The organism is Streptomyces sp. NPDC033845 (assembly GCF_055576225.1).
Window position 1 is genome coordinate 716,796 of the sequence record NZ_JBVIRI010000001.1, and the last position, 21,858, is coordinate 738,653.

Annotated in this window: 21 protein-coding genes; 7 read left to right on the forward strand and 14 right to left on the reverse strand. The window is 74.1% G+C overall.

Going from position 1 to position 21,858, the window contains the following annotated elements:
• Positions 1–132: 132 nt before the first annotated feature.
• Positions 133–1,905: a 2-isopropylmalate synthase gene (gene leuA / locus ACZ50K_RS03325; protein WP_468896846.1), complete on the reverse strand. Its 1,773-nt coding sequence runs from the start codon at positions 1,903–1,905 to the stop codon at positions 133–135.
• A gap of 365 nt (positions 1,906–2,270) precedes the next feature.
• Between leuA and ACZ50K_RS03330 the strand changes: the two genes are divergently transcribed.
• From ACZ50K_RS03330 to ACZ50K_RS03345, 4 genes are all read left to right on the forward strand, one after another.
• The gene (locus tag ACZ50K_RS03330; protein ID WP_468896848.1) at positions 2,271–3,341 is read left to right on the forward strand and encodes a M4 family metallopeptidase; all 1,071 of its coding nucleotides are present in this window, start codon (positions 2,271–2,273) and stop codon (positions 3,339–3,341) included.
• 9 nt (positions 3,342–3,350) lie between these two features.
• Complete coding sequence (locus ACZ50K_RS03335; RefSeq protein WP_468896850.1) at positions 3,351–3,626, forward strand: protealysin inhibitor emfourin; 276 nt, start codon at positions 3,351–3,353, stop codon at positions 3,624–3,626.
• Between the two features lie 27 nt (positions 3,627–3,653).
• Complete coding sequence (locus tag ACZ50K_RS03340) at positions 3,654–4,451, forward strand: GNAT family N-acetyltransferase (protein WP_468896852.1); 798 nt, start codon at positions 3,654–3,656, stop codon at positions 4,449–4,451.
• 128 nt (positions 4,452–4,579) lie between these two features.
• Positions 4,580–5,239: an SAM-dependent methyltransferase gene (locus tag ACZ50K_RS03345; RefSeq protein ID WP_468896854.1), complete on the forward strand. Its 660-nt coding sequence runs from the start codon at positions 4,580–4,582 to the stop codon at positions 5,237–5,239.
• Positions 5,240–5,283: 44 nt separating this feature from the next.
• Here the strand turns inward: ACZ50K_RS03345 and era are convergent, their stop codons facing one another.
• From era to ACZ50K_RS03360, 3 genes are all read right to left on the reverse strand, one after another.
• On the reverse strand, positions 5,284–6,234 hold the full coding sequence (gene era, locus ACZ50K_RS03350; RefSeq protein WP_468897205.1) for a GTPase Era: 951 nt from the start codon (positions 6,232–6,234) through the stop codon (positions 5,284–5,286).
• A gap of 983 nt (positions 6,235–7,217) precedes the next feature.
• Entirely contained in the window at positions 7,218–8,564 is a 1,347-nt protein-coding gene (locus ACZ50K_RS03355; RefSeq protein WP_468896856.1) for a beta-xylosidase, read from the reverse strand.
• Between the two features lie 138 nt (positions 8,565–8,702).
• Positions 8,703–9,701, reverse strand: a complete 999-nt coding sequence (locus ACZ50K_RS03360; RefSeq protein WP_468896858.1) for a GlxA family transcriptional regulator — start codon at positions 9,699–9,701, stop codon at positions 8,703–8,705.
• 19 nt (positions 9,702–9,720) lie between these two features.
• Here ACZ50K_RS03360 and ACZ50K_RS03365 point away from each other — a divergent pair, with 19 nt between their 5' ends.
• Entirely contained in the window at positions 9,721–11,076 is a 1,356-nt protein-coding gene (locus tag ACZ50K_RS03365; RefSeq protein WP_468896860.1) for an MFS transporter, read from the forward strand.
• Here ACZ50K_RS03365 and ACZ50K_RS03370 read toward each other — a convergent pair.
• The 6 genes from ACZ50K_RS03370 to ACZ50K_RS03395 all read right to left on the reverse strand — a co-directional run bounded on the left by ACZ50K_RS03370 (position 11,073) and on the right by ACZ50K_RS03395 (position 16,073).
• A complete protein-coding gene (locus ACZ50K_RS03370) occupies positions 11,073–11,426 on the reverse strand; it encodes a cytidine deaminase (RefSeq protein WP_468896862.1) in 354 nt (117 codons plus the stop codon). The genes ACZ50K_RS03365 and ACZ50K_RS03370 overlap by 4 nt on opposite strands.
• Before the next feature lie 163 nt (positions 11,427–11,589).
• Positions 11,590–11,952 (reverse strand): MmcQ/YjbR family DNA-binding protein, encoded by a 363-nt coding sequence (locus ACZ50K_RS03375; RefSeq protein WP_468896864.1) that lies wholly within the window; start codon positions 11,950–11,952, stop codon positions 11,590–11,592.
• Positions 11,949–13,253, reverse strand: a complete 1,305-nt coding sequence (locus ACZ50K_RS03380; RefSeq protein WP_468896866.1) for a hemolysin family protein — start codon at positions 13,251–13,253, stop codon at positions 11,949–11,951. Before ACZ50K_RS03380 ends, ACZ50K_RS03375 begins: the two co-directional genes overlap by 4 nt.
• Complete coding sequence (gene ybeY, locus ACZ50K_RS03385) at positions 13,250–13,747, reverse strand: rRNA maturation RNase YbeY (RefSeq protein ID WP_468896868.1); 498 nt, start codon at positions 13,745–13,747, stop codon at positions 13,250–13,252. Before ybeY ends, ACZ50K_RS03380 begins: the two co-directional genes overlap by 4 nt.
• Before the next feature lie 14 nt (positions 13,748–13,761).
• Positions 13,762–14,778, reverse strand: a complete 1,017-nt coding sequence (locus ACZ50K_RS03390; RefSeq protein WP_468896870.1) for a PhoH family protein — start codon at positions 14,776–14,778, stop codon at positions 13,762–13,764.
• 188 nt (positions 14,779–14,966) lie between these two features.
• Entirely contained in the window at positions 14,967–16,073 is a 1,107-nt protein-coding gene (locus ACZ50K_RS03395; protein WP_468896872.1) for a PfkB family carbohydrate kinase, read from the reverse strand.
• 193 nt (positions 16,074–16,266) lie between these two features.
• On the opposite strand from ACZ50K_RS03395, the gene ACZ50K_RS03400 reads away from it, so the two are divergent.
• Positions 16,267–17,649 carry an MFS transporter gene (locus ACZ50K_RS03400; RefSeq protein WP_468896874.1) on the forward strand — a complete coding sequence of 461 codons (1,383 nt, stop codon included), beginning with the start codon at positions 16,267–16,269 and terminating at the stop codon, positions 17,647–17,649.
• A gap of 72 nt (positions 17,650–17,721) precedes the next feature.
• Positions 17,722–18,408 carry a hypothetical protein gene (locus ACZ50K_RS03405; protein WP_468896876.1) on the forward strand — a complete coding sequence of 229 codons (687 nt, stop codon included), beginning with the start codon at positions 17,722–17,724 and terminating at the stop codon, positions 18,406–18,408.
• Positions 18,409–18,444: 36 nt separating this feature from the next.
• On the opposite strand, the gene ACZ50K_RS03410 is transcribed toward ACZ50K_RS03405, so the two are convergent.
• From ACZ50K_RS03410 to ACZ50K_RS03425, 4 genes are all read right to left on the reverse strand, one after another.
• Positions 18,445–19,350, reverse strand: a complete 906-nt coding sequence (locus ACZ50K_RS03410) for a ribonuclease Z (protein ID WP_468896878.1) — start codon at positions 19,348–19,350, stop codon at positions 18,445–18,447.
• A gap of 43 nt (positions 19,351–19,393) precedes the next feature.
• Positions 19,394–19,753, reverse strand: coding sequence for a histidine triad nucleotide-binding protein (locus ACZ50K_RS03415; protein WP_468896880.1), 360 nt, complete (start codon positions 19,751–19,753; stop codon positions 19,394–19,396).
• Positions 19,754–19,830: 77 nt separating this feature from the next.
• Complete coding sequence (locus tag ACZ50K_RS03420; protein WP_468896882.1) at positions 19,831–20,574, reverse strand: 16S rRNA (uracil(1498)-N(3))-methyltransferase; 744 nt, start codon at positions 20,572–20,574, stop codon at positions 19,831–19,833.
• Positions 20,571–21,695 carry a nitronate monooxygenase gene (locus ACZ50K_RS03425; protein ID WP_468896883.1) on the reverse strand — a complete coding sequence of 375 codons (1,125 nt, stop codon included), beginning with the start codon at positions 21,693–21,695 and terminating at the stop codon, positions 20,571–20,573. Before ACZ50K_RS03425 ends, ACZ50K_RS03420 begins: the two co-directional genes overlap by 4 nt.
• Positions 21,696–21,858 lie beyond the last annotated feature (163 nt).

Here is a 21,858-nt window from a genome sequence, read left to right on the forward strand (position 1 = left end):
CAAGACAACATGCCCCGCCGCGCGGAGTTGGCCGATCTGCGCCCCCGCCCGATCGGGCCGGTACGGGGCGGAGACGGCGGATCCCGCGCCGCCCGTGGGGGTGACGCGGGATCCGGGTGCCGGCGGGGTGGATCAGCGGCCGGCCCGGTTGACGGCCGAGATGACCGCCTTCAGGGAGGCGCGGGTGGTGTTGGCGTCGATGCCGATGCCCCACAGGACCCGGCCGTCGATCGCGCACTCGATGTAGGAGGCGGCGACGGCGGAGGCGCCCTCGCTCATGGTGTGCTCGGTGTAGTCCAGCAGGCGGGCGTCGATGCCGATGGCGGCCAGCGCGTCGAAGAAGGCGGAGATCGGACCGTTGCCGGTGCCGTTCAGCACCGTCTCCACGCCGTCCACGACCGCCTCGACGGTCAGCGTGTCCGTGCCGTCCTTGTCGGTGGCCGTGGAGCCGGAGCGCAGCTGGATGCGCCCCCAGCGGGACCCGGCGTTTTCGGGGTTCGGCAGGTACTCGTCCGCGAACACGTCCCAGATGGCCTTCGGGGTGACCTCGCCGCCCTCGGCGTCGGTCTTGGCCTGGATGATGCGGGAGAACTCGATCTGCATCCGGCGCGGCAGGTCCAGCTTGTGGTCGTTCTTCAGGACGTAGGCGATGCCGCCCTTGCCGGACTGGGAGTTGACCCGGATGACGGCCTCGTAGGAGCGGCCGACGTCCTTGGGGTCGATGGGCAGGTAGGGCACGGCCCATTCGATCTCGTCGACGGTCTTGCCGGCGGCGGCCGCGTCGGCCTCCATGGCGTCGAAGCCCTTCTTGATGGCGTCCTGGTGGGAGCCGGAGAAGGCGGTGTAGACCAGGTCGCCCGCGTAGGGGTGGCGCGGGTGGACCTCCATCTGGTTGCAGTACTCGCTGGTGCGGCGGATCTCGTCGATCTGCGAGAAGTCGATCTGCGGGTCGATGCCCTGGGAGAACAGGTTCATGCCCAGGGTGATCAGGTCGACGTTGCCGGTGCGCTCGCCCTGGCCGAACAGACAGCCCTCGACGCGGTCGGCACCGGCCATCAGGGCCAGTTCGGCGGCGGCCACGGCGGTGCCGCGGTCGTTGTGCGGGTGGACGGAGATGCAGATGTGCTCGCGGCGGGTCAGGTTGCGGGCCATCCACTCGAAGCGGTCCGCGTGGGTGGAGGGGGTGGAGCGCTCCACGGTGGCGGGCAGGTTCAGGATGATCTCGCGGCCGGGGCCGGGCTGCCAGACGTCGCAGACGGCCTCGCAGACCTCCAGGGCGAAGTCCAGCTCGGTGTCGGTGAAGATCTCCGGGCTGTACTGGTAGCCGAAGACGGTCTCCTCGCCCAGGATCTTCTCGGCGTACTCCATGACCAGGCGGGTGCCGTCCACGGCGATCTGCTTGATCTGCTCCTTGGAGCCGCGGAAGACCACCCGGCGGAAGGTGGGCGCGGTGGCGTTGTACAGGTGGACGGTGGCGCGCTTGGCGCCGACCAGGGACTCCACGGTCCGCTCGATCAGGTCCTCGCGGGCCTGGGTCAGTACGGAGATGGTGACGTCGTCCGGGATCGCGCCCTCTTCGATGATGGAGCGGACGAAGGCGAAGTCGGTGTCGCCGGAGGAGGGGAAGCCGACCTCGATCTCCTTGTAGCCCATCCGCACCAGCAGGTCGAACATCTCGCGCTTGCGGGCGGGGGTCATCGGGTCGATCAGCGACTGGTTGCCGTCGCGCAGGTCGGTGGACAGCCAGCGGGGGGCCTTGGTGACACGGGCGTCCGGCCAGCTGCGGTCCGGGATGTCCACCTGCTCGTAGAAGCCGTACTTGTGGATCGGCATCCCGGAGGGGCGCTGGGTGTGGGTCGCGCTGGTGATGGGCGTGGGGCGACCGACAAAAGGCTGCTGGCTCATGGCGTTGGGCTCCTCGCGTGTCCGCGTGTAGTTCGCTGGGACGGCCGACGGCGGTCGCAATGACCGCAACACCAAACTCCGCGGGGAGGGGGTCGGCCTACGACTACAGGCCCTCGCCGCGGCAGCTAAGGAGAAGCAGCCCGAAACGCATGATGGGCCGAGCCTAGCCGAGCCGCGCCGTACGCGAGGTCCTGTTCCAGTATGCAAGACCCGCTCGCCCGATTTGCGACGAATGTGAGCTAAGCCTCGACCTGGCCCCCGAGGTCCGGGCGATCCGTCAACCCGGCCCCGCCGGTTTCAGACGAGGGAATGAATCATGGTCGCAGGTAGTGACAGCGAAGTCACTCACTGCCACATTGCCGGACATGGATGCCTCCCACACCCACCGCCGCCCCGTCTTCTGCGGGGTCGTGCCGCCGCACATCCTCGACCGCGTCGCCCGCTCCGGGGACCCCGCCCGGGCCGCCGCCGCCCAGCACACCCTGGAGGTCGACGCCTCCCACCGGGTCCGCCGCCAGATCGCCCCGCTCACCGCGGTCGCCCTCGGCACCCCCGTCTCCGACACCCCCCGCCGGACCATCCACGACGCCGAGCACCGCACCCGGCTGCCCGGCACCAAGGTGCGCGGGGAGGGCGAGGAGCCCGGCCGGGACGCCAGCGTCAACCGCGCCTACGCCGGCCTGGGCGCCACCTTCGACCTGTTCCTCCAAGCCTTCGGCCGGCACTCCATCGACGACGCCGGACTCCCCCTGATCGCCACCGTCCACTACGACCGGCTCTACAACAACGCCTTCTGGGACGGCAGCCAGATGGTCTTCGGCGACGGCGACGGGGACCTGTTCCTCGACTTCACCGTCTCGGTGGACGTCATCGGCCACGAGCTGGCCCACGGGGTCACCCAGTACTCGGCGAACCTGGAGTACTACGGGCAGTCCGGCGCCCTCAACGAGTCCATGTCGGACGTCTTCGGCTCCCTGATCAAGCAGTACTCGCTGGACCAGACCGCCGAACAGGCGGACTGGCTGATCGGCGCCGGACTGCTGGGCCCGGCGGTGGACAGCGGCCAGGCACTGCGCTCGATGAAGGCCCCCGGCACCGCCTACGAGGACGACGAGCTCGGCAAGGACCCGCAGCCCGCCACCATGGACGACTACGTCCGGACCACCCGGGACAACGGCGGGGTGCACATCAACTCCGGCATCCCCAACCACGCCTTCTACCTGCTGGCCACCGAGCTGGGCGGCAAGGCCTGGGAGCGGGCCGGGCGGATCTGGTACGACACCCTGACCGGCGGGGAGCTGGCCCCGGACGCCGGGTTCACCGACTTCGCCCGGCTGACGGCCGCGGCCGCCGTCGCCCGGTTCGGCGAGGGCGGCGCCGAGCACCAGGCCCTCCAGAAGGCCTGGTCCCTGGTGGGCGTGCCGCTCGCCGGGTAGACAGTCGGCATGCGGATTCATGTGAAGCGGACCGGCGGTTTCGCCGGGATCGAGCGGCAGGCCGAGGTGGACACCGCCGGCCGGCCCGACGCCGGGGTGTGGCAGGCGCTGGCCGAGCGGGCCCTGGCCCCGGACCGCACGGGGGCGCCCGGCGGCCCCGCCGGGGTCCCGGACGGCTTCCACTACGTGATCACCGTGGACGGGCGGACCGTCCGGTGCGCCGACCCGCACCTGACGGACGCCCAGCGGGAGCTGATCGGGCGGGTCCTGAAAGAAGGTGCCTGAGCTGGTCGTCTTTGTTTGGATTGACCGGTGACGATTCTTGAGGACCTTGAGCGGTACTACGACGCGGTACCCCGGACCGGCGGCGCCCGGACCGAGGAGTTCGGCTCCCTGACCCTGTTCGTGCAGACCGGCGAGGGCTGGCCCTACTACGCCCGGCCCTCGCTCGGCGGCGGCCCGGTGACCGCCGGGGAGGTGCGGCGGGTCCGGGAGCGGCAGCGGGAGCTGGGGGTCCCGGAGGCCTTCGAATGGGTCGCCGAGACCACCCCCTCGCTGCGGGCCGCGGCCGAGGCCGCCGGCCTGGCCGTGCACGCGCACCCGCTGATGGCCCTGGACCCGGAGGCCGCACCGCCGGCGCCGCATCCCGAGGTGCGGATGCTGGGGGCCGGTGATCCCCGGCTGCGGGCGGCGGTGACCGTGCCCGCGCTGGCCTTCGCGGCCCCCGGCACCGGACTCGGCGAGGCCGGGCCGGAGGAGCTGGCGGCGGCCGTGGCCGACCCCTCCGCGGCGGACCGGACCGCCCATGTGTCGGCCCGGCTGGACTCCGGGCGGAGCGGGATGGCGGCGGCCGTGCGGGACGGGGTGGTGCTGGCCTCCGGCATGTACAACCCGGTCGGCGCGGTCGCCGAGGTGGTGGGCGTGGGCACGCTGCCCGCGGCCCGCCGGCAGGGACTGGCGCTGGGCGTCACCGCGGCGCTGGTCGCCGACGCCCGGGCCCGGGGGGCCGGGCTGGTGTTCCTCTCCGCGGGCGACGAGGACGTGGCCCGGATCTACGGCCGGGCCGGGTTCCGCCGGGTGGGCACCGCCCTGATCGCCGAGCCCGCCTAGGCTTCCGGATCTTGCCGGGCCTCCGGCGGACCGGGCGGTTTGCCGGAACGGCAAAGTTCTTTGTCGGGGGGCCGGGCGGGGGCGCAGCATCGGACGGGTCGGCAGTCCCCAGCGCACCGGAGGTATCCGTGACCGAGCACACCCCGCAGCACAGCGTCCCCGCCGGAGGTTCGGGGGCCGAGTTCTGGGACGGCCGCTACCGGGAGAGCGACCGGATCTGGAGCGGCGAACCCAATGCGGTACTGGTCCGGGAGGCCGGGGGGATCGCCCCCGGCCGGGCCCTGGACCTCGGCTGCGGCGAGGGGGCCGACGCCGTCTGGCTGGCCCGGAAGGGGTGGACGGTGACCGGCACCGACATCTCCGCGGTGGCCCTGGAGCGGGCGTCCGGCCATGCCGCCGAGGCCGGGCTGGCCGACCGGGTGGACTGGCAGCGGCACGACCTGGGCGAGTCCTTCCCGGCCGGGGAGTACGACCTGGTCTCGGCCTGCTTCCTGCACTCCCCCGGCGGGATGCCGCGCGAGCGGATCCTGCGGCGGGCGGCCGCCGCGGTGGCCCCCGGCGGGGTCCTGCTGGTGGCCGGGCACAGCGGCTGGCCGTCCTGGCAGGAGAACCCGCACCCGGGCATGACGCTGCCCTCGCCCCAGGAGGTGCTGGCGGACCTGGAGCTGGCCGAGGACGGCTGGGAGGTGCTGGTGTGCGCGGAGCACGAGCGGACCCAGATCATGCCGGACGGCCGCCCGGGCGTCCGCACCGACAACGCCGTCAAGGTCCGCCGGCTCCCGGCCTGACCCGGCCTGCCCCGCCCTGACCCCTGACCCCTGCCCCGGCGGGGTCAGAAACCGAGCTTGCGGAGCTGCTTGGGGTCGCGCTGCCAGTCCTTGGCGACCTTCACATGGAGGTCGAGGAAGACGGGGGTGCCGAGCAGCGCCTCGATGTGCTTGCGCGACTTCATCCCGACCTCCTTCAGCCGGGAGCCCTTCGGGCCGATGATGATGCCCTTCTGACTCGGCCGCTCGATGTAGACGTTCGCGTGGATGTCCAGCAGCGGGCGGTCCGCCGGGCGGTTCTCCCGGGGGATCATCTCCTCGACGACCACCGCGATGGAGTGCGGGAGCTCGTCCCGTACGCCCTCCAGCGCGGCCTCGCGGATCAGTTCCGCGACCATCACCATCTCGGGCTCGTCGGTGAGGTCGCCCTCCGGGTAGAGCGGCGGGCTCTCCGGGAGGAGCGGGGCGATCAGGTCGGCCAGCAGCTGGACCTGGCTGTCGCCGACCGCGGAGACCGGCACGATCTCGGCCCACTCGAAACCGAGCTCCTCGGACAGCTGGGAGATGGCGATCAGCTGCTCGGCGAGGGTCTTGGAGTCGACCAGGTCGGTCTTGGTCACGATGGCGATCTTGGGGGTCTTCTTGATCCCGGCGAGTTCCTTGGCGATGAACTTGTCGCCCGGGCCGAGCTTCTGGTCGGCCGGCAGGCAGAAGCCGATCACGTCGACCTCGGCCCAGGTGGTGCGGACCACGTCGTTGAGCCGCTCGCCCAGCAGGGTGCGGGGCTTGTGCAGACCCGGCGTGTCGACCAGCACCAGCTGGGCGTCGGGGCGGTGCACGATGCCCCGGACCGTGTGCCGGGTGGTCTGCGGCCGGTTGGAGGTGATCGCGACCTTCGTGCCCACCAGTGCGTTGGTCAGGGTCGACTTGCCCGCGTTGGGGCGTCCGACGAAGCAGGCGAAGCCCGCACGGTGCGGGGCGGTGGGCTCGGGGGAACGATCGCTCATACGGGCCATTCTCCCCGATGCGGCTGCCCGCGCCGACCAGGCCGCCGCCAGGAGGGCCGTCAGGGCTGCCAGCAGGGTGGTCAGCCGGGGGTGGAGGGCGTATCCGGCGGTGGCCGAATGGGGGGTGGCGGTGGTGCCGGGGGCGGTCGCCCGGACCGTCACCACGGCCCGGTCGAGGGCGGGCGGCCCGGCCCAGCGCTCGGTGAGCCGCACCCGCCGTCCGGGCAGCAGACCGGCGGCCGGGCCGGTGGCGGTGCGCGCCAGCAGGGTCCTCCCCAGCAGCCCCTCGGCGTCGATGGCCACCTGCGGCCGGAGGGTGACGTTGCCCAGGTTGTGCAGGGTGTACGCGATCTCCGCGCGGTGGCCGCCGCCCGGCGCGGGCACCGTGCGGACGGTGAGGTCCTCCACCGCCAGGGCGGGTGCCAGGGGCCCGGAGACCCGGAGGTGGACCCGGGCGGCGACGGCCTGGCGGACCCCGAGGCCGCCGCCCGCGTCCCGGGGCTCCTCCTCCAGGGCGACCACGGCCCCGGGGTGGTCGCCGGGCTCGGCCCGCTCGGGGACCGTGAGGGTGAACGGGACGTCCACGGCCGACCGGGCGGGCACGGTCACCCGGTCCCGGCCGAGGCGGATCCAGGCGCCGGTGGCCCGGCGGGGCTCCTCGGGGCCGCTGACGGCGAAGCCGCCGTCCCGGGCGGTCTGGTGGGCGTCGGCGGCGTAGAGCCGGAAGGTGCGCGGGGCGGCCGTCCGGTTGGTGACGGTGACGGTGTCGGTGAGGGTGCCGCCGGGTGCGGCGGCCAGATAGAAGTAGGGCCGCCGGCCGACCTCGGTGACGGCGGGCAGCACCGACCACTGGCCGTTGTCGGCGGCCCGGGCCGGGCCGGCCCCCGGCCCGCCCACCAGCAGCAGGAGCAGGAGCAGCAGGACCAGGAGCAGGACAGGCGACAGCGGCGGCAGCGGCAGCGGTCCGGCCGGCGGCGCGGACCGGCGGCCCGTCACGACAGGGTGAGGGTCAGCACCGCCGTGTAGGCGCCCGGCAGGGCGTACGGCGGGATCCTGAGGGTGACCCCGGCGTCCACCGTGAAGGTGCCGCCGACCAGCTCGGCGTCGGGGGCGGAGGCCAGTACGGCCCCGTCCGCGCCGACCGGTCCAGGGCTGCCGGGCACACAGGTGCTGGGGCTGCCGGCGGCGGTGGCGCAGCGCGGCGCCCAGTCGAGGGAGCCGCCCGGGATCCGGCTGCCGCCGGGTCCGGCGAAGTCGGTGACCTTGCCGACCAGGGACCAGCCGGCCGGGCCGCCGCGGGCGTCCTTGACGGTGACGGTGGCCAGCTCCCCGGCGGCTCCGCCGCCCTCCCCGTAGGGCACCGCGCCCAGGGCCACGTCCCCGTCGGCCTGGGTCATGGAGAGCGCGCCGGGTTCCACGGTGGCGGTCAGCCTCTGGGTGCCGGGCGGCCGGGGGGCCGGGACGACCACGGTGTAGGCGGCGGGCCCGGAGCCCCGGTCCCGGCTCCAGTCGGGCCCCTCGTACCCGACCACGGCGGTGGTGGCCGGGTCGGTGACCGGCAGGTCGGCGGTGAAGCGGCCGTCCCGGTCGGCGGTGGCGGTGGCCCGGTCCGTGGTCTGGGCGGCGCCCGCCCGCCCGGCGACGGTGACGGCGGTCCCGGGGGTGAACCCGGCGGCGGTCACCCGCACCACGGCCCCGGGCTTCCCGCCCGCCGTGCCGAGGGCCAGGTGGCGGAGGTTCGCGGTGGGCAGCGGGGCCGCGGTGAGCCGGCCGGCGACCGGGGCGGGGCCGGACGGGACGCAGGGGGTGTCGAGTTCGGCGAGGTGGCCGGTGTGCAGGGAGTAGCCGCCGGGGGCCAGGGTGATCTCCCCGGGGGCGGTGACGGTGAAGGTCCCGGTCATCAGGAAGGGCCCGAAGGCCGCGCCCTGCCGGACCGGGGCGTTGCGGCGGGTGCCGACCACGGTGACCGGGCCGGTCTGGGCGCCGCCCAGCAGGACCGTGCCGGTGGGGGTGAGGGTGTCGGCCGGGAGTTCGGTGCCCAGGGGGTTCACGGCGGGGGTGCGGTCGACCTGGTAGGTGACGGTGACGGTGTCCCCGGCCCGGGGCTCGGGGTTGTCCACGGTGATCCGGGCGGTGGTCGGGCCGTCGGCGGGCGGCAGTCCGGCCTCCTGCGGCGGGGTGCACTGGGTGGGGAACCCGACCTGTCCGGGCGGGGGCTCGGCGGCGGGGTCGGCGGCGGCGGTGCCGCCCAGGGCGCCGCCGGCGGCGGCGAGCACGGCCATCCCCAGGGCGCATCCCACGGCTGTCGGCCAGTTCCTGCTGCGCGCGGTGGTCCCCACTGCCCGCCCACCCCCCTGGGTCCGCCGGTCGTCTGTGGCGTCGTCTGTGGCGTCGTCTGTGGCGTCGTCTGTGGCGGCCATTCACGAGCGGGCGGCGGCAGAAGTCAATGCACGGTCCACCCACCGACTGATGGCCCATCAGGTCATGGCGGGGTCGGTGCCGGTCCGGAAGGTGCGGCGGTAGGCGGTCGGACTGACCCCGAGGGCCGCCTGGAGGTGCTTGCGCAGCGACTGGGCGGTCCCGAAACCGGTGCGGTGGGCGACCTGCTCCATGGACAGCGCGGTGGACTCCAGCAGGTGCCGGGCCCGGTCCACCCGCTGGAGGACCAGCCACTGGCCGGGGCTGATCCCGCACTCCTCGCGGAACCGGCGGGTGAAGGTCCGTACCGACATGGCCTCCTGGCGGGCCATGTCGGTGAGCCGCAGCGGCTCGTGGAGCCGGTCCAGCGCCCAGGCGCGGGCGGCGGTGGTGCCGGACAGCCCGGGGGCGGGCACCGGGCGTTCCACGAACTGGCTCTGCCCGCCGTCCCGGTGCGGGGGCACGACGGTCCGCCGGGCCACGTCGTTGGCCACCGCGGAGCCGTGGTCGCGGCGCACGATGTGCAGGCAGAGGTCGATCCCGGCGGCCACCCCGGCGGAGGTCAGCACGTCCCCGTCATCGGTGTAGAGCACGTCGGGTTCGACCCGGACGGCCGGGAAGAGCCGCTGGAAGTGCTCGGCGGAGGCCCAGTGGGTGGTGGCCCGGCGGCCGTCCAGGAGTCCGGCGGCGGCCAGCACGTAGCCGCCGGTGCAGATGGAGACCAGCCGGGTGCCGGGGCGAACCAGGGCCAGGGCGGCGGCCGTCTCGGGGCCCAGCCGGCCCTGCTCGTAGGCGGGCCCGAGCTCGTAGGAGGCGGGCACCACCACGGTGTCGGCGGTGGCCAGCAGCTCCGGCCCGTGCTCCACGAGCACCGAGAAGTCGGCGTCGGTGCGGACCGGTCCGGGGGCCAGGGCGCAGGTGAGGATCTCGTACAGCGGCCGGCCGGCCGGATCCTTGGCCCGGCCGAAGATGCGGTGCGGGATGCCCAGCTCGAAGGGCAGCAGTCCGGCCAGGGCGAGGACCACGACGCGGTGCGGTGCGGGAGGGAGGGCGGCCATGGCCCGATCATATCGATCCATGGCGTTCGGGCCACTGGAGCGCCGGCCCGGGCGGCCCGAAGCTGACCGGGTGACCTCGACAGAAGCCGTTCCCGCCCCCGCCGGCTCCCCCGGCCCCGCCCCGCGCCGGCCCGGCCGGATCCACCGCGCCTGGTTCGTCGCCGCCGTCGCGTTCGTGACGATCATCGGCGCGGCCGGGTTCGCCTCGCTGCCCGGGCTGCTGATCGAGCCGCTGCACGGGGAGTTCGACTGGTCGCGCGGCACCATCGGCTTCGCCGTCTCGGTCAACCTCGCGCTCTACGGACTGACGGCGCCCTTCGCGGCCGCCCTGATGGACCGGTTCGGGATCCGCCGGGTGGTGGCCTGCGCGCTGACGGTGATCGCCGCGGGTTCGATGGCCACCGTGTGGATGACGGCCTCCTGGCAGCTGGTGCTGTTCTGGGGGGTGCTGGTGGGGCTGGGCAGCGGCTCGATGGCGCTGGCCTTCGCGGCCACCGTCACCAACCGCTGGTTCACCGCGCGGCGCGGGCTGGTCACCGGTGTGCTGACCGCGGCCGGGGCCTCCGGCCAGCTGGTGTTCCTGCCGCTGCTGGCCTGGCTGGTGGAGCACCACGGCTGGCGGCCGGCCACGGTGACCGTCTCGCTGTCCGCGCTGGCCGTGGTGCCGTTCGTCTGGCTGCTGCTGCGCGACCACCCGGCCGATGTGGGCCTCGCCCCGTACGGGGGCACGTACGCGGCCAAGCCGGCACCGGTGCCGGGGGCGGCCCGGCGGGCGGTCACGGTGCTGCTGAAGGCGGCCCGGACCGGGCCGTTCTGGCTGCTGGCCGGCACCTTCGCGATCTGCGGGGCCTCGACGAACGGCCTGGTGAAGACGCATTTCGTGCCCGCCGCCCATGACCACGGGATGCCGGTGACGGCGGCCGCCGGGCTGCTCGCGGTGATCGGGGTGTTCGACGTGGTCGGCACGATCGCCTCCGGCTGGTTCACCGACCGCTTCGAGGCCCGCCGGCTGCTCGCCGTCTACTACGCGCTGCGCGGGATCTCGCTGCTGTTCCTGCCGCTGCTGCTGGCGCCGAGCGTGCGCCTGCCGATGGTCTTCTTCATCGTCTTCTACGGCCTGGACTGGGTCGCGACGGTGCCGCCGACGATCGCGCTGTGCCGCGAGCACTACGGAGAGGACAGCGCGATCGTGTTCGGCTGGGTGCTGGCCTCGCACCAGGTCGGCGCGGCGCTGGTGGCGTTCCTGGGCGGGGCGGCCCGGGACGCGTTCGGCTCGTACGACCCGGTCTGGTACGCCTCGGGGGCGCTGTGCGCGGTGGCCGCGCTGATGGCCATGGTGATCAGGCGGCCCGCCGCCCGCCCGACTGCCCTCTAGCCGGCCGGGGTGGTGGACTTCCAGGTGCCGTCGGGGGCGGCCAGCAGGACCGGGGTGTCCGGGCCGCCGAGGTCGCGTACGGCGGCCCGGTCGGCTTCGGCGGGGGCGTCGGCTGCGCTGACCACGGCGGCGGCCTCCAGCGAGCGCGCGCCGCTGGCCACGGCCATGGCGACGGCGGTCTGCAGGGCGGTCAGCTTGAGGGAGTCGAGGTCGACCGTGCCGGCGACGTAGGTGCGGCCGGTCTCGTCGCGGACGGCGGCCCCCTCGGGCACTCCGTTGCGGGCGCGGGCGCTGCGCGCCAGCGTGATGATCTTGCTGTCCTCGGGGTCGATCCCGGTGGTGTCGGTCATGGACGGAAGCATATGGAGCGCCTCGGCGGGGTCGTGCGACGACCCCGCCGAGGTGCTCTCCCCTCCATCCCCCCTGGCTTGGCGATAGCAAATATAAGCGCTCAATAAGCAGCGCTCCGGGCCTGAGGGGCCCGGAGCGCTGTGACCTTGGTCCCGTTCGGGCTCAGGGGCGGTCCAGCCGGAGCCGTTCCGCCCGGGGCAGGCCCGCGACCACCAGGTCGTAGGAGTCCTCGATCAGCTCCCGCAGCAGAGGGTCCGGCAGCCCGTCCGGGCCGCCCGCCGTCACGGTGTTCCAGTGCCTCTTGTTCATGTGGTAGCCGGGCGCCACGGCCGGGTGCTCGGCCCGCAGCCGCACCGCCTGCTCGGGCTCGCACTTGAGGTTGACCTTCAGCGGTTCCGCGTCCAGCGCGGACAGCGCGAACACCTTGCCCAGCACCTTGAACACCGAGGTCTCGGGGGTGAAGGGGAACTCCTCCACCGCCGCGTTGAACCCCAGGCAGAACGCCCGCAGCTCGGCCGGGGTCATCCCGCGGCCTCCTCGTCGTCCTCGGCCTTGGGCAGCGGCTCGGCCAGCACCGTCACGATCTTGTTGCGGCGGCCGGCCGGGGACTCCGCGGTCAGCCGCAGCGAACGGCCGTCCGGCAGCTCCACCAGGGCGGAGGCCCCGGCGATCGGGACCCGGCCGAGGGCCTTGGCGAGGAGCCCGCCGACCGTCTCCACGTCCTCGTCGTCGAAGGAGTCCAGGCCGAACAGCTCGCCCAGGTCGGTGATGTCGAGGCGGGCGGTGACCCGGTAGCGGTCCTCCCCCAGGTCCTCCACCGGCGGGATCTCCCGGTCGTACTCGTCGGTGATCTCCCCGACGATCTCCTCCAGGATGTCCTCGATGGTGACGATGCCGGCGGTGCCGCCGTACTCGTCGATGACCACCGCGACATGGTTGCGGACCTGCTGCATCTCGCGCAGCAGGTCGCCCGCGTTCTTGGTGTCGGGGACGAAGACCGCCGACCGCATGGCGGTGGACACCGGGTCGGTCTCGGCGTCCCGGTTCACATGGGTCTTGCGGACCAGGTCCTTCAGATAGACGATCCCGACGATGTCGTCCTCGTTCTCCCCGGTCACCGGGATCCGCGAGAACCCCGAACGGAGCGCCAGCGTGGTGGCCTGACGGACCGTCTTGTACCGCTCGATGCACACCAGGTCGGTGCGCGGCACCATCACCTCGCGGACCAGGGTGTCGCCGAGCTCGAAGACCTGGTGCACCATCCGGCGCTCGTCGTCCTCGATCAGCGACTCCTTCTCCGCCAGGTCCACCATGGCGCGGAGCTCGGCCTCGGAGGCGAAGGGGCCCTTGCGGAAGCCCTTGCCGGGGGTGAGCGCGTTGCCGATGAGGATCAGCAGCTGCGGGATCGGGCCCATCACCCGGGCCAGCGGCAGCAGGACGTACGCGGCGGCGGTCGCGGTGTTCAGCGGGTGCTGGCGGCCGATGGTCCGGGGCGAGACCCCGACGGCCACGAAGGAGACCAGCACCATCACGGCGATGGCCACCAGCAGCGCGGTCCAGTTCTCGCCGAAGTGGTCCAGGCAGACGTAGGTGACCAGCACCCCGGCGGCCATCTCGCAGGTGACCCGGACCAGCAGGGCCACGTTCAGATAGCGGGTCGGGTCGGAGGCGACCTGGATCAGCTTGGCGCTGCCCCGGCGGCCGTCCCGGACGGCCTGCTCGGCACGGAAACCGGAGACCCGGGCGATGCCCGCCTCGGCGCAGGCCGCCAGCCAGGCGACCATCACCAGCAGGACCGCCCCGGTGATCAGCTGGGCGGCGGTCACGAGACGGTGGGCGCCGGCGACGGCCCGGTCAGACCGCGCTCGCCCCGCCAGCCGTCCACGATGGCGGCCTGGAGACCGAACATCTCGGCCTTCTCGTCCGGCTCCTCGTGGTCGTAGCCCAGCAGGTGCAGCACCCCGTGGACGGTCAGGAGCTGGAGCTCCTCGTCCATGGAGTGCTGCGTCGGGGCCTCCTCGCCCTGCCGCTTGGCCACCTCCGGGCAGAGCACGATGTCACCGAGGAGCCCCTGCGGGGGCTCCTCCTCGTCCTTCGACGGCGGCCGGAGCTCGTCCATCGGGAAGGACATCACGTCGGTGGGTCCGGGCAGGTCCATCCACTGGATGTGGAGCTGCTCCATCGCGTCCTCGTCGATGACGATGACGGACAGCTCGGACAGCGGGTGGATCCGCATCCGGGTGAGCGCGTAGCGGGCGATGTCGAGGATCGCCTGCTCGTCGACCTCGGTTCCGGACTCGTTGTTGACGTCGATCGACATGGTGCGCTTCGGCTCTACTTCCCGTTTCGGCTGTCGTACTGCTCGTACGCGTCGACGATACGGCCGACGAGCTTGTGCCGGACCACATCCTGGGAGGTGAGCCGCGAGAAGGCGACGTCCGGGACCCCTTCGAGGATCTCCTGCACCTGCTTCAGCCCGGACTTGGTCCCGCCGGGCAGGTCGACCTGGGTCACGTCACCGGTGATGACGATCTTCGAATCGAAGCCGAGACGGGTCAGGAACATCTTCATCTGCGCCGGATTGGTGTTCTGCGCCTCGTCCAGAATGATGAAGGCGTCATTCAGGGTGCGCCCGCGCATGTACGCCAGCGGGGCGACCTCGATGGTGCCGGCCGCCATCAGGCGGGGGATCGAGTCCGGGTCCAGCATGTCGTGCAGGGCGTCGTACAGCGGGCGCAGGTACGGGTCGATCTTCTCGTAGAGGGTGCCGGGCAGGAAGCCGAGCCGTTCGCCGGCCTCGACGGCGGGGCGGGTCAGGATGATCCGGCTGATCTGCTTGGACTGCAGGGCCTGGACCGCCTTGGCCATGGCGAGGTAGGTCTTGCCGGTGCCGGCCGGGCCGATGCCGAAGACGATGGTGTGCTTGTCGATCGCGTCGACGTAGCGCTTCTGGTTGAGGGTCTTGGGACGGATGGTCCGGCCGCGGCTGGAGAGGATGTTCTGGGTCAGGACCTCCGCCGGGGTCTCCTCCGGGCCGTCGCCGTTCTCGGTCGCCTTGAGCATCGCGATGGATCGTTCCACTGAGTCCTCCGTCATCGGCTGCCCGGTGCGGAGCACCAGCATCATCTCGTCGAACAGGCGCTGGATCAGTGCGACTTCCGCCGCCTGTCCGACCGCGCTGATCTGGTTCCCCCGGACATGGATGTCGGCCATCGGGAAGGCGTTCTCGATCACGCGCAACAGGGCGTCACCCGAGCCGAGCACCATCACCATCGGATGCTTGGCGGGGACGGTGAAGTGGGCTCGCGCCTGCCCCGGCGCGGGGGTCTGGGCTGTGGGTGTCTGAGTCATGGGCCGGCTCTCTGGCCTGCACATACCTCCCGTTGAGAGGTCTCGCCGTTCGACGACCTCTGGAATACCAAGCGTACGACGCGCCCGGGGGTTGCCCGAGGGGTTTTCCGGGGCCCGCCGGGGCCGCCCGGCCGGCCCGGTGCGCGGCCGGGGCGCGGCCCGGGGCGCGGTCCCGGCGGGCGGGCGGCTCAGGCGGAGTGCCGGAAACCGATCGTGGGGACCGCGCGGCGGCGGGCGGAGGCGGTCGGCGGGGCCTCGTGCTGGGGGCCGAGGAGGTCCTCCAGGAAGGCGAAGCGGGCCGGCCGCTCGCCCTGGGAGTGCCACCAGTGGGCGACCTCCTCCCAGCCGGGCGCCGACAGCGAACCGCCGAACTCCTGCACCGACAGGGCGGCGGTCAGCCCGGCGAAGGCGAGCCGGTCGGCGAGCGGCCAGCCGGCCAGGGTGCCGGTGACGAACCCGGCCACGTAGACGTCCCCGGCGCCGGTGGGGTCGAGGGCCTCCACCGCGATGCCGGGCACCTCCGCGGTCTCCCCGGTGCGGGCGTCCACCGCGTACGAGCCCTCCGCGCCCATGGTGACCACCGCGAGCGGGACCCGCTCGGCCAGCGCCCGGGCGGCGGCCCGCGGGCAGTCGGTGCGGGTGTAGCGCATGGCCTCCCCGGCGTTGGGCAGGAAGGCCTCGCAGTGCTCCAGGTCGGCCAGCGCGGCCAGGTCCCAGCCGCCGCTCTCGTCCCAGCCGACGTCGGCGAACACCCGGGCCCCGCGGCCGGCGGCCTCGGCGATCCAGGGCTCCCGGCGGCCGGGGGAGAGCGAGGCCACGGCCGCCCGGGCTCTCGGCGGGTGCTCGGGGAGGGTGCCGTCGCCGGGGCCGCGGGCGTGCGGCGGGGCCTCGTGGCCGTGCGAGACCATGGTCCGCTCGCCCTCGTAGGCCATCGAGACGGTCACCGGACTGTGCCAGCCGGGCACGGTCCGCGACAGCGACAGGTCGATGCCCTCGCCCTGTTCCAGCGCGTCCCGGCAGTACTCGCCGTAGTGGTCGTCGCCGAAGGCGGCGGCCAGCGAGGTGCGCAGGCCGAGCCGGGCCAGCGCGGTCGCCATGTTGGCGACCCCGCCGGGGCTGGAGCCCATGCCCCTGGCCCAGGACTCGGTGCCGCGCACCGGTGCCGAGTCCAGGCCGGTGAAGATGATGTCGAGGAAGACCGTCCCGGTCAGGAACACGTCGCAGTCCGGGTCGCGCGGTGTGCGCAGCCCGGCCAGCGGGTCCAACGAGGCGCCTCTGCCGTTCCGACCGGTCATCGGGAACTCCCCCTTCTGAGTGGAAAGCTGCCAGCCTTGCCCGCCTCGCGGCGGTGCGAAACCAAGTGTGGCCCAGATCACCCTCGGGCGGCCCTTCTCCTCCACTCGTGACGCTTGATACATATTGGCCCCACTCGTCCTGCGAGTTCCTCCCCGGCTCCCGGCGTCAGCGCCCGCACCATCTGGATCCAGCGTGTCCGACCGCACCCCCGCGCACCCCGCCGCCTGGCCCCTGGTGGCCCTGTTCACGGCCGGATACGTGGCCCCGTACCTGCTGCCCACCGTGGTCGGACGGCTCGACTCGGGGCTGCCGCTCAGCCCCGCCCAGGCCGGCCTGATCGGTTCGGCGCTGCTGCTCGGCTCGGCCGCCGCCGGCTTCACCCTGGCCTCCCGGATCCCGCGCCACGGGGCGCGGCGGCTGGCCCGGCTCGGGCTGCTGCTGGCCCTGGCCGGCTATCCGGTCGCGGCCGCGACCCCGCTGCTGCCGCTGGTGGTGGCGGGTGCGGTGGTGGGCGGTTTCGGTTCGGGGACGGCGACGGCCGTCGCGGCCTCCGGGATCGCCGCGCAGCGGGACCCGCACCGGACCTCCGCGCTGGGGCTGCTGTCGGTGTCGGCCACGGCCGGGGCGCTCTATCTGACCCTGCCGAGGCTGGGCGGCGGGCACGGGCTGCCGTTCGCGGCGATCGCCCTGGTGGCGCTGCTGGCCTGGCCGGCGACCGGGCGGCTGCCGGGGCCGGAGACGGTATCCGGGCAGGCCGGCGGCGGCGCGCCGAGGACCGGCGTGGTGGCCCCCGGGCGGCTGCCGTATCCGCGGGCCGGGGCGGTGCTGGCCGGGGCGCTGCTGCTGTGGTCGCTGGCGCAGAACGCCCTGTGGGGGGTCAGCGGGCGGATCGGGCTGCACCAGGCCGGCCTGTCCGAGGTCTCCCTCGGGATGGTGTTCGCGGCCGCGCTGGGCGCCGGGCTGCTCGGGGTGACCGCCGCCTCGGCGCTGGGGTCCCGGCTGGGCCGGGCCGTCCCGGTCGGGGTGGGCACCGCGCTGATCGCGGCCTGTGTGGCGCTGGCGGCGGGCGCCCGCACCCCGGTGTCCTTCGCGGTCGGCGAGATCCTGTGGAACGCCCTCTACCCGGTGGTGCTCTCGTATCTGATCGGGCTCGCGGCCGCGCTGGACCCGCGCGGCCGGTGGGCGGTGCTGGCCGGTTCGGCCTCCTCGCTGGGCGTGGCCTGCGGGCCGGTGACCGGGAGCCTGCTGGCCGAGGGGGCCGGGTTCCCGGTGATGGGGCTGGTGCTGGGCGGGCTGCTGCTGGCGGTGGCGCTGCCGATGACCGCGGTGGCGCTGCGGGTGGCGGGCCGGCCGCTGGTGCCGGGCTCGGTGCGGCGGCGCGGCGGTGCTCCGGCGGCGGTGCTGGCGGCGGGCGCGGGGGCCCCTTCCGGGGCGGTGCCGCGGATGGGTTCCCCGGAGCTGGAGATCGCGCCGGTGCGGCTGCGGCCGCTCCCCCGCCGGGACCGGTTGCGGGTGCTGCTGCTGTCCCCGGCGGCCCGGCGGGAAAGGCAGCGGAGCGGCGCCCTCCTTCCGTAGGATTCGCGGTCCCGACGGGCTTCGAGGGATGCGAGGGGGCGTCAGTCGATGGGGGATCCGGGTACGGGACGGGTGGGGCGGGCGAGGGCCGTGGTGGCGGCCGCGGCGACGGTGGCGGTGGTGCTGGCCGGGGCGGCCGGCTGCACACCGGGCGAGGAGGACGACGGGCCGTCCGTGAAGCTCCCCCTGCCCTCACCGACCCCCTCCCCCACCCGGACACTGTCCTGGGACGGCCCGCAGACCCCCGCCGCCCGGCTGGCGCACCGGCTGCTGGCCGGCCGGCCGCCGGGCTCGGAGCTGTCCTCCTCGCAGACCTTCGCCTCGGGCCCGGACGCGTACAACCGGTTCTTCGACGACGAGTGCCGGCAGCACGGCCGGACCTGGTGCGCGGAGGTGACCGCGATCGGCCACACCAGCCTGGCGACCGGGGTCGAGCCCGGCCCGTACGCCATGTGCAAGGTGTGGGTGTTCCGCTATCCGGCGACGGCCGCGGCCGGGTACGACCGGCTGTGGTCGGCCCTGCGGGCCTCGGTGGGCGGCGGCACCCCGGTCCGGACCGGGCCGGCCGGGGAGCGGCGGGACGCGGTCCGGGGCCGGGAGGACCGGTCCCAGGAGGTGGCGGTGCAGGTCCTGGTGGGACAGGTGGTGCTGGGTTGCACCACGGGGGCCAATCTGAAGGCCGAGGTGTCGGACGCGCTGGTGGCCCGGCTGGCGGCGGGCCTGGCCGCCCGCGCGGGGCGGGAGCTCGGCCGGGGCTGAACCCCGCCCGGCCGCGGCGCGGCGCGGCCCGGCCCCTCAGGCGCGCTTGGGCAGCGGTACCCGGGTGAGGTCGGCGGCGATGGTCAGTTCGCCCTCGAACCCGGCCCGGCGGGCCTGGCGTTCGAACTCCTCCGGGTCGGTGTAGCGCTGGGAGAAGTGGGTGAGCACCAGGTGCCGCACCCCGCCGTCGCGGGCGGTGCGGGCGGCCTGGCCCGCCGTGAGGTGCCCGTGGTCGGTGGCCAGCCGCTCGTCCTCGTCGAGGAAGGTGGACTCGATGACCAGCATGTCCGCGCCCTCGGCGAGCGCGGTGACGCCCTCACACAGCCGGGTGTCCATGACAAATCCGAAGCTCTGGCCGGGGCGGTGCTCGCTGACCTGGTCGAGGGTGATCCCGTCCAGTGCGCCCTCGCGCAGGATCCGGCCCACGTCCGGGCCCTTGATCCCGTGCCGGGCGAGGAGTCCGGGCACGATCCGCCGGCCGTCCGGTTCGGTGATCCGGTAGCCGAAGGACTCCACCGGGTGGGAGAGCCGGTGGGTCGTGAGGGTGTAGGAGGGTCCGGTCGCCAGGACGCCGTCCTCGGCCACCGGCGCCTCGGTCAGCGCGACGGTCTCCCGGTAGGCGGTGGCGTAGCGGAGCCGGTCGAAGAACTTCTGCCCGGAGGCCGGGTAGTGCGCCGTCACCGGGTGCGGGACCCGGTCCAGGTTGATCCGCTGGATCACCCCGGCCAGTCCGAGACTGTGGTCCCCGTGGAAGTGGGTGACGCAGATCCGGTTGATGTCGTGGGCGGCCACCCCGGCCCGGAGCATCTGCCGCTGGGTGCCCTCGCCCGGGTCGAAGAGGATGCCTTCGCCGTCCCAGCGCAGCAGGTAGCCGTTGTGGTTGCGGTGCCGGGTGGGCACCTGGCTGGCGGTGCCGAGGACGACGAATTCACGTGCGGACATGGCGGGATGCTATCGGGCACCCCGCCCGTCCCGCCTGCGGCTTCTATCCGGGCGGCCACTCCAGGCCGCGGCCGCCCAGGACGTGCGCGTGTGCGTGGAAGACGGTCTGCCCGGCGCCCGCACCGGTGTTGAACACGATCCGGTAGCCGTGGTCCTCGACCTTCTCCTGGGCCGCGACCTCTCCGGCCTCGCGGACCAGGTCGGCCATGGCCCCGGGGTCGCCGGCGGCGAGCTCGGCGGCGTTGGCGTAGTGCGCCCGGGGGATCACCAGGACGTGCGTGGGAGCCTGCGGGTTGATGTCGCGGAACGCGACCGTGGTCTCCGTCTCGCGCACGACGGTCGCCGGGATGTCCCCGGTGACGATCTTGCAGAACAGGCAGTCCGCCTGCGGTTCGCCGGCCATGGCCGTCGCCTCCCGTGCTGGTGGTCGCTGTGCGTCGTCCCGCATCGTAACCGGCCCCGCCGGACCGGCGGCTCCGGTCAGGACCAGCGGCCGGTGCGCGCGAGCAGCACGGCCACCGCCGCGGTGCCCGCGGTGGAGGTCCGCAGGACCGAGCGGCCCAGCCGGTAGGGCCGGGCGCCGGCCTCCGCGAACACGGCCAGCTCCTCCGGGGAGACCCCGCCCTCCGGGCCCACCACGACCACCAGCGAGCCCCCCGGCGGGAGTTCGGCGGTGGCCAGCGCCTCGGAGGGGGTGTCCCGGTCCTCGTGCAGCACCATCGCCAGATCGGCCTCGGCCAGCAGCCGGGCCACCTGCTTGGTGGACTGCGCCTCCGTCACCTCGGGGAAGCGGACCCGGCGGGACTGCTTGCCGGCCTCCCGGGCCGTGGCCCGCCACTTGGCCAGGGACTTGGCGCCCCGGTCGGCACGCCACTGGGTGATGCAGCGGGAGGCCTGCCAGGGCACGATCCCGTCCACCCCGGTCTCGGTCATGGTCTCGACGGCCAGTTCGCCGCGGTCGCCCTTGGGCAGGGCCTGCACCACGGTGATCCGGACCTCCGGCTCCGGCTCCACGGACACCGCGGACACCGTGACGGCCAGCCGGTCCTTGCCCTCGGCGGCCTCCACCACGCAGTCCGCCCAGCCGCCCCGGCCGTCGGTCAGCACGACCGCCTCGCCGGGGTTGAGCCGCTTCACCGACACCGCGTGCCGGCCCTCGGGCCCGTCCAGCACGAACCGCGGCCCGGCGGGGACCTCTTCGACCACGAACACCGGGGCGGTCATGGGGTACTCCTGTCGTCCGTTCCGTCTCTGCCAACGTTGCCATGGCCTTCCCGCAGGTCCCGCAACGCGCTCTGCGCCTCGGCCAGTTCGGCCGCCAGCACCTCCACCAGCTGCCCCGCGGGCAGCGAGCGGGCCAGCCGGTGGCCCTGGCCCGCCCACAGGGCCATGCCCTGCGGGTCCCCGGCCGCCGCGGCCGCCTTGCGCAGCCCGGAGGTCAGGTGGTGCACCTGCGGGTAGGCGGCCGGGGCGTACGGTCCGTGCTCCCGCATGAAGCGGTTCACCAGCCCGCGCGCCGGACGGCCGGAGAAGGCCCGGGTCAGTTCGGTCCGGACGAACAGCGGGTCGGTCAGGGCCTTCTTGTGCAGCGGGTGCGCCCCGGACTCGGGGCAGGCCAGGAAGGCGGTGCCGAGCTGGGCGGCCTCCGCCCCGGCGGCGAGGACCCCGGCGATCTGCGAGCCGCGCATCAGCCCGCCCGCGGCGATGATGGGCCGCGCCACCGCCTCCCGCACCTGTCCCACCAGCGCCAGCAGGCCCACCCCGGTGAAGTCGGCCTCCGGGTCGTCCCGGTGGGTGCCCTGGTGGCCGCCGGCCTCCACGCCCTGGACGCAGAGCAGGTCGGCCCCGGCGTCCTGGGCGGTACGGGCCTCCTCGACGGAGGTCACGGTGACCACGGTGCGGGTGCCGGCCCGGCGGAGCCGGTCCAGGGCTTCGGGGGCGGGGCAGCCGAAGGTGAAGGAGACCACCGGGACCGGGTCCTCGACGAGGATGGCCAGCTTGGCCTCGTACCCGTCGTCGGCCGGCCCGAAGGGGTCCGCGTCGGCGAGGGACACCTCGTACCAGCCCGCCTCACCGGCCAGTTGGCCCCGGTAGGCCTCGACGGCGGCCGGGTCGGGCAGGCCGGTCTGCGGCATGAAGAGGTTCACGCCGAACGGCCGGCGGGTGAGTCCGCGGACCTGTTTGATCTCCTGGTACATGCCGTCGGCGGTCTTGTAGCCGCCCGCCAGGAAGCCGAGTCCGCCGGCCTCGCAGACGGCGGCGGCCAGCGGGGGGCAGGAGCCTCCGCCCGCCATGGGGGCCTGCACGATCGGGTGGCGGCAGAGACCGTTCAGCGCGGTGGACATGAGCTGCATCGTGCCATGCCCCCCGCAACGGACCGAATCGTGGAATTCGCCTGGCATAGTCCGGTTGCGGCGGTGGGCCCGGCCCGGGGGGGGGGGCCCCCCCCCCCCCCCCCCAACAACCGGGTTATCGGGGAATAGAAAGGGGGTAAAGTACAGCAAGGGC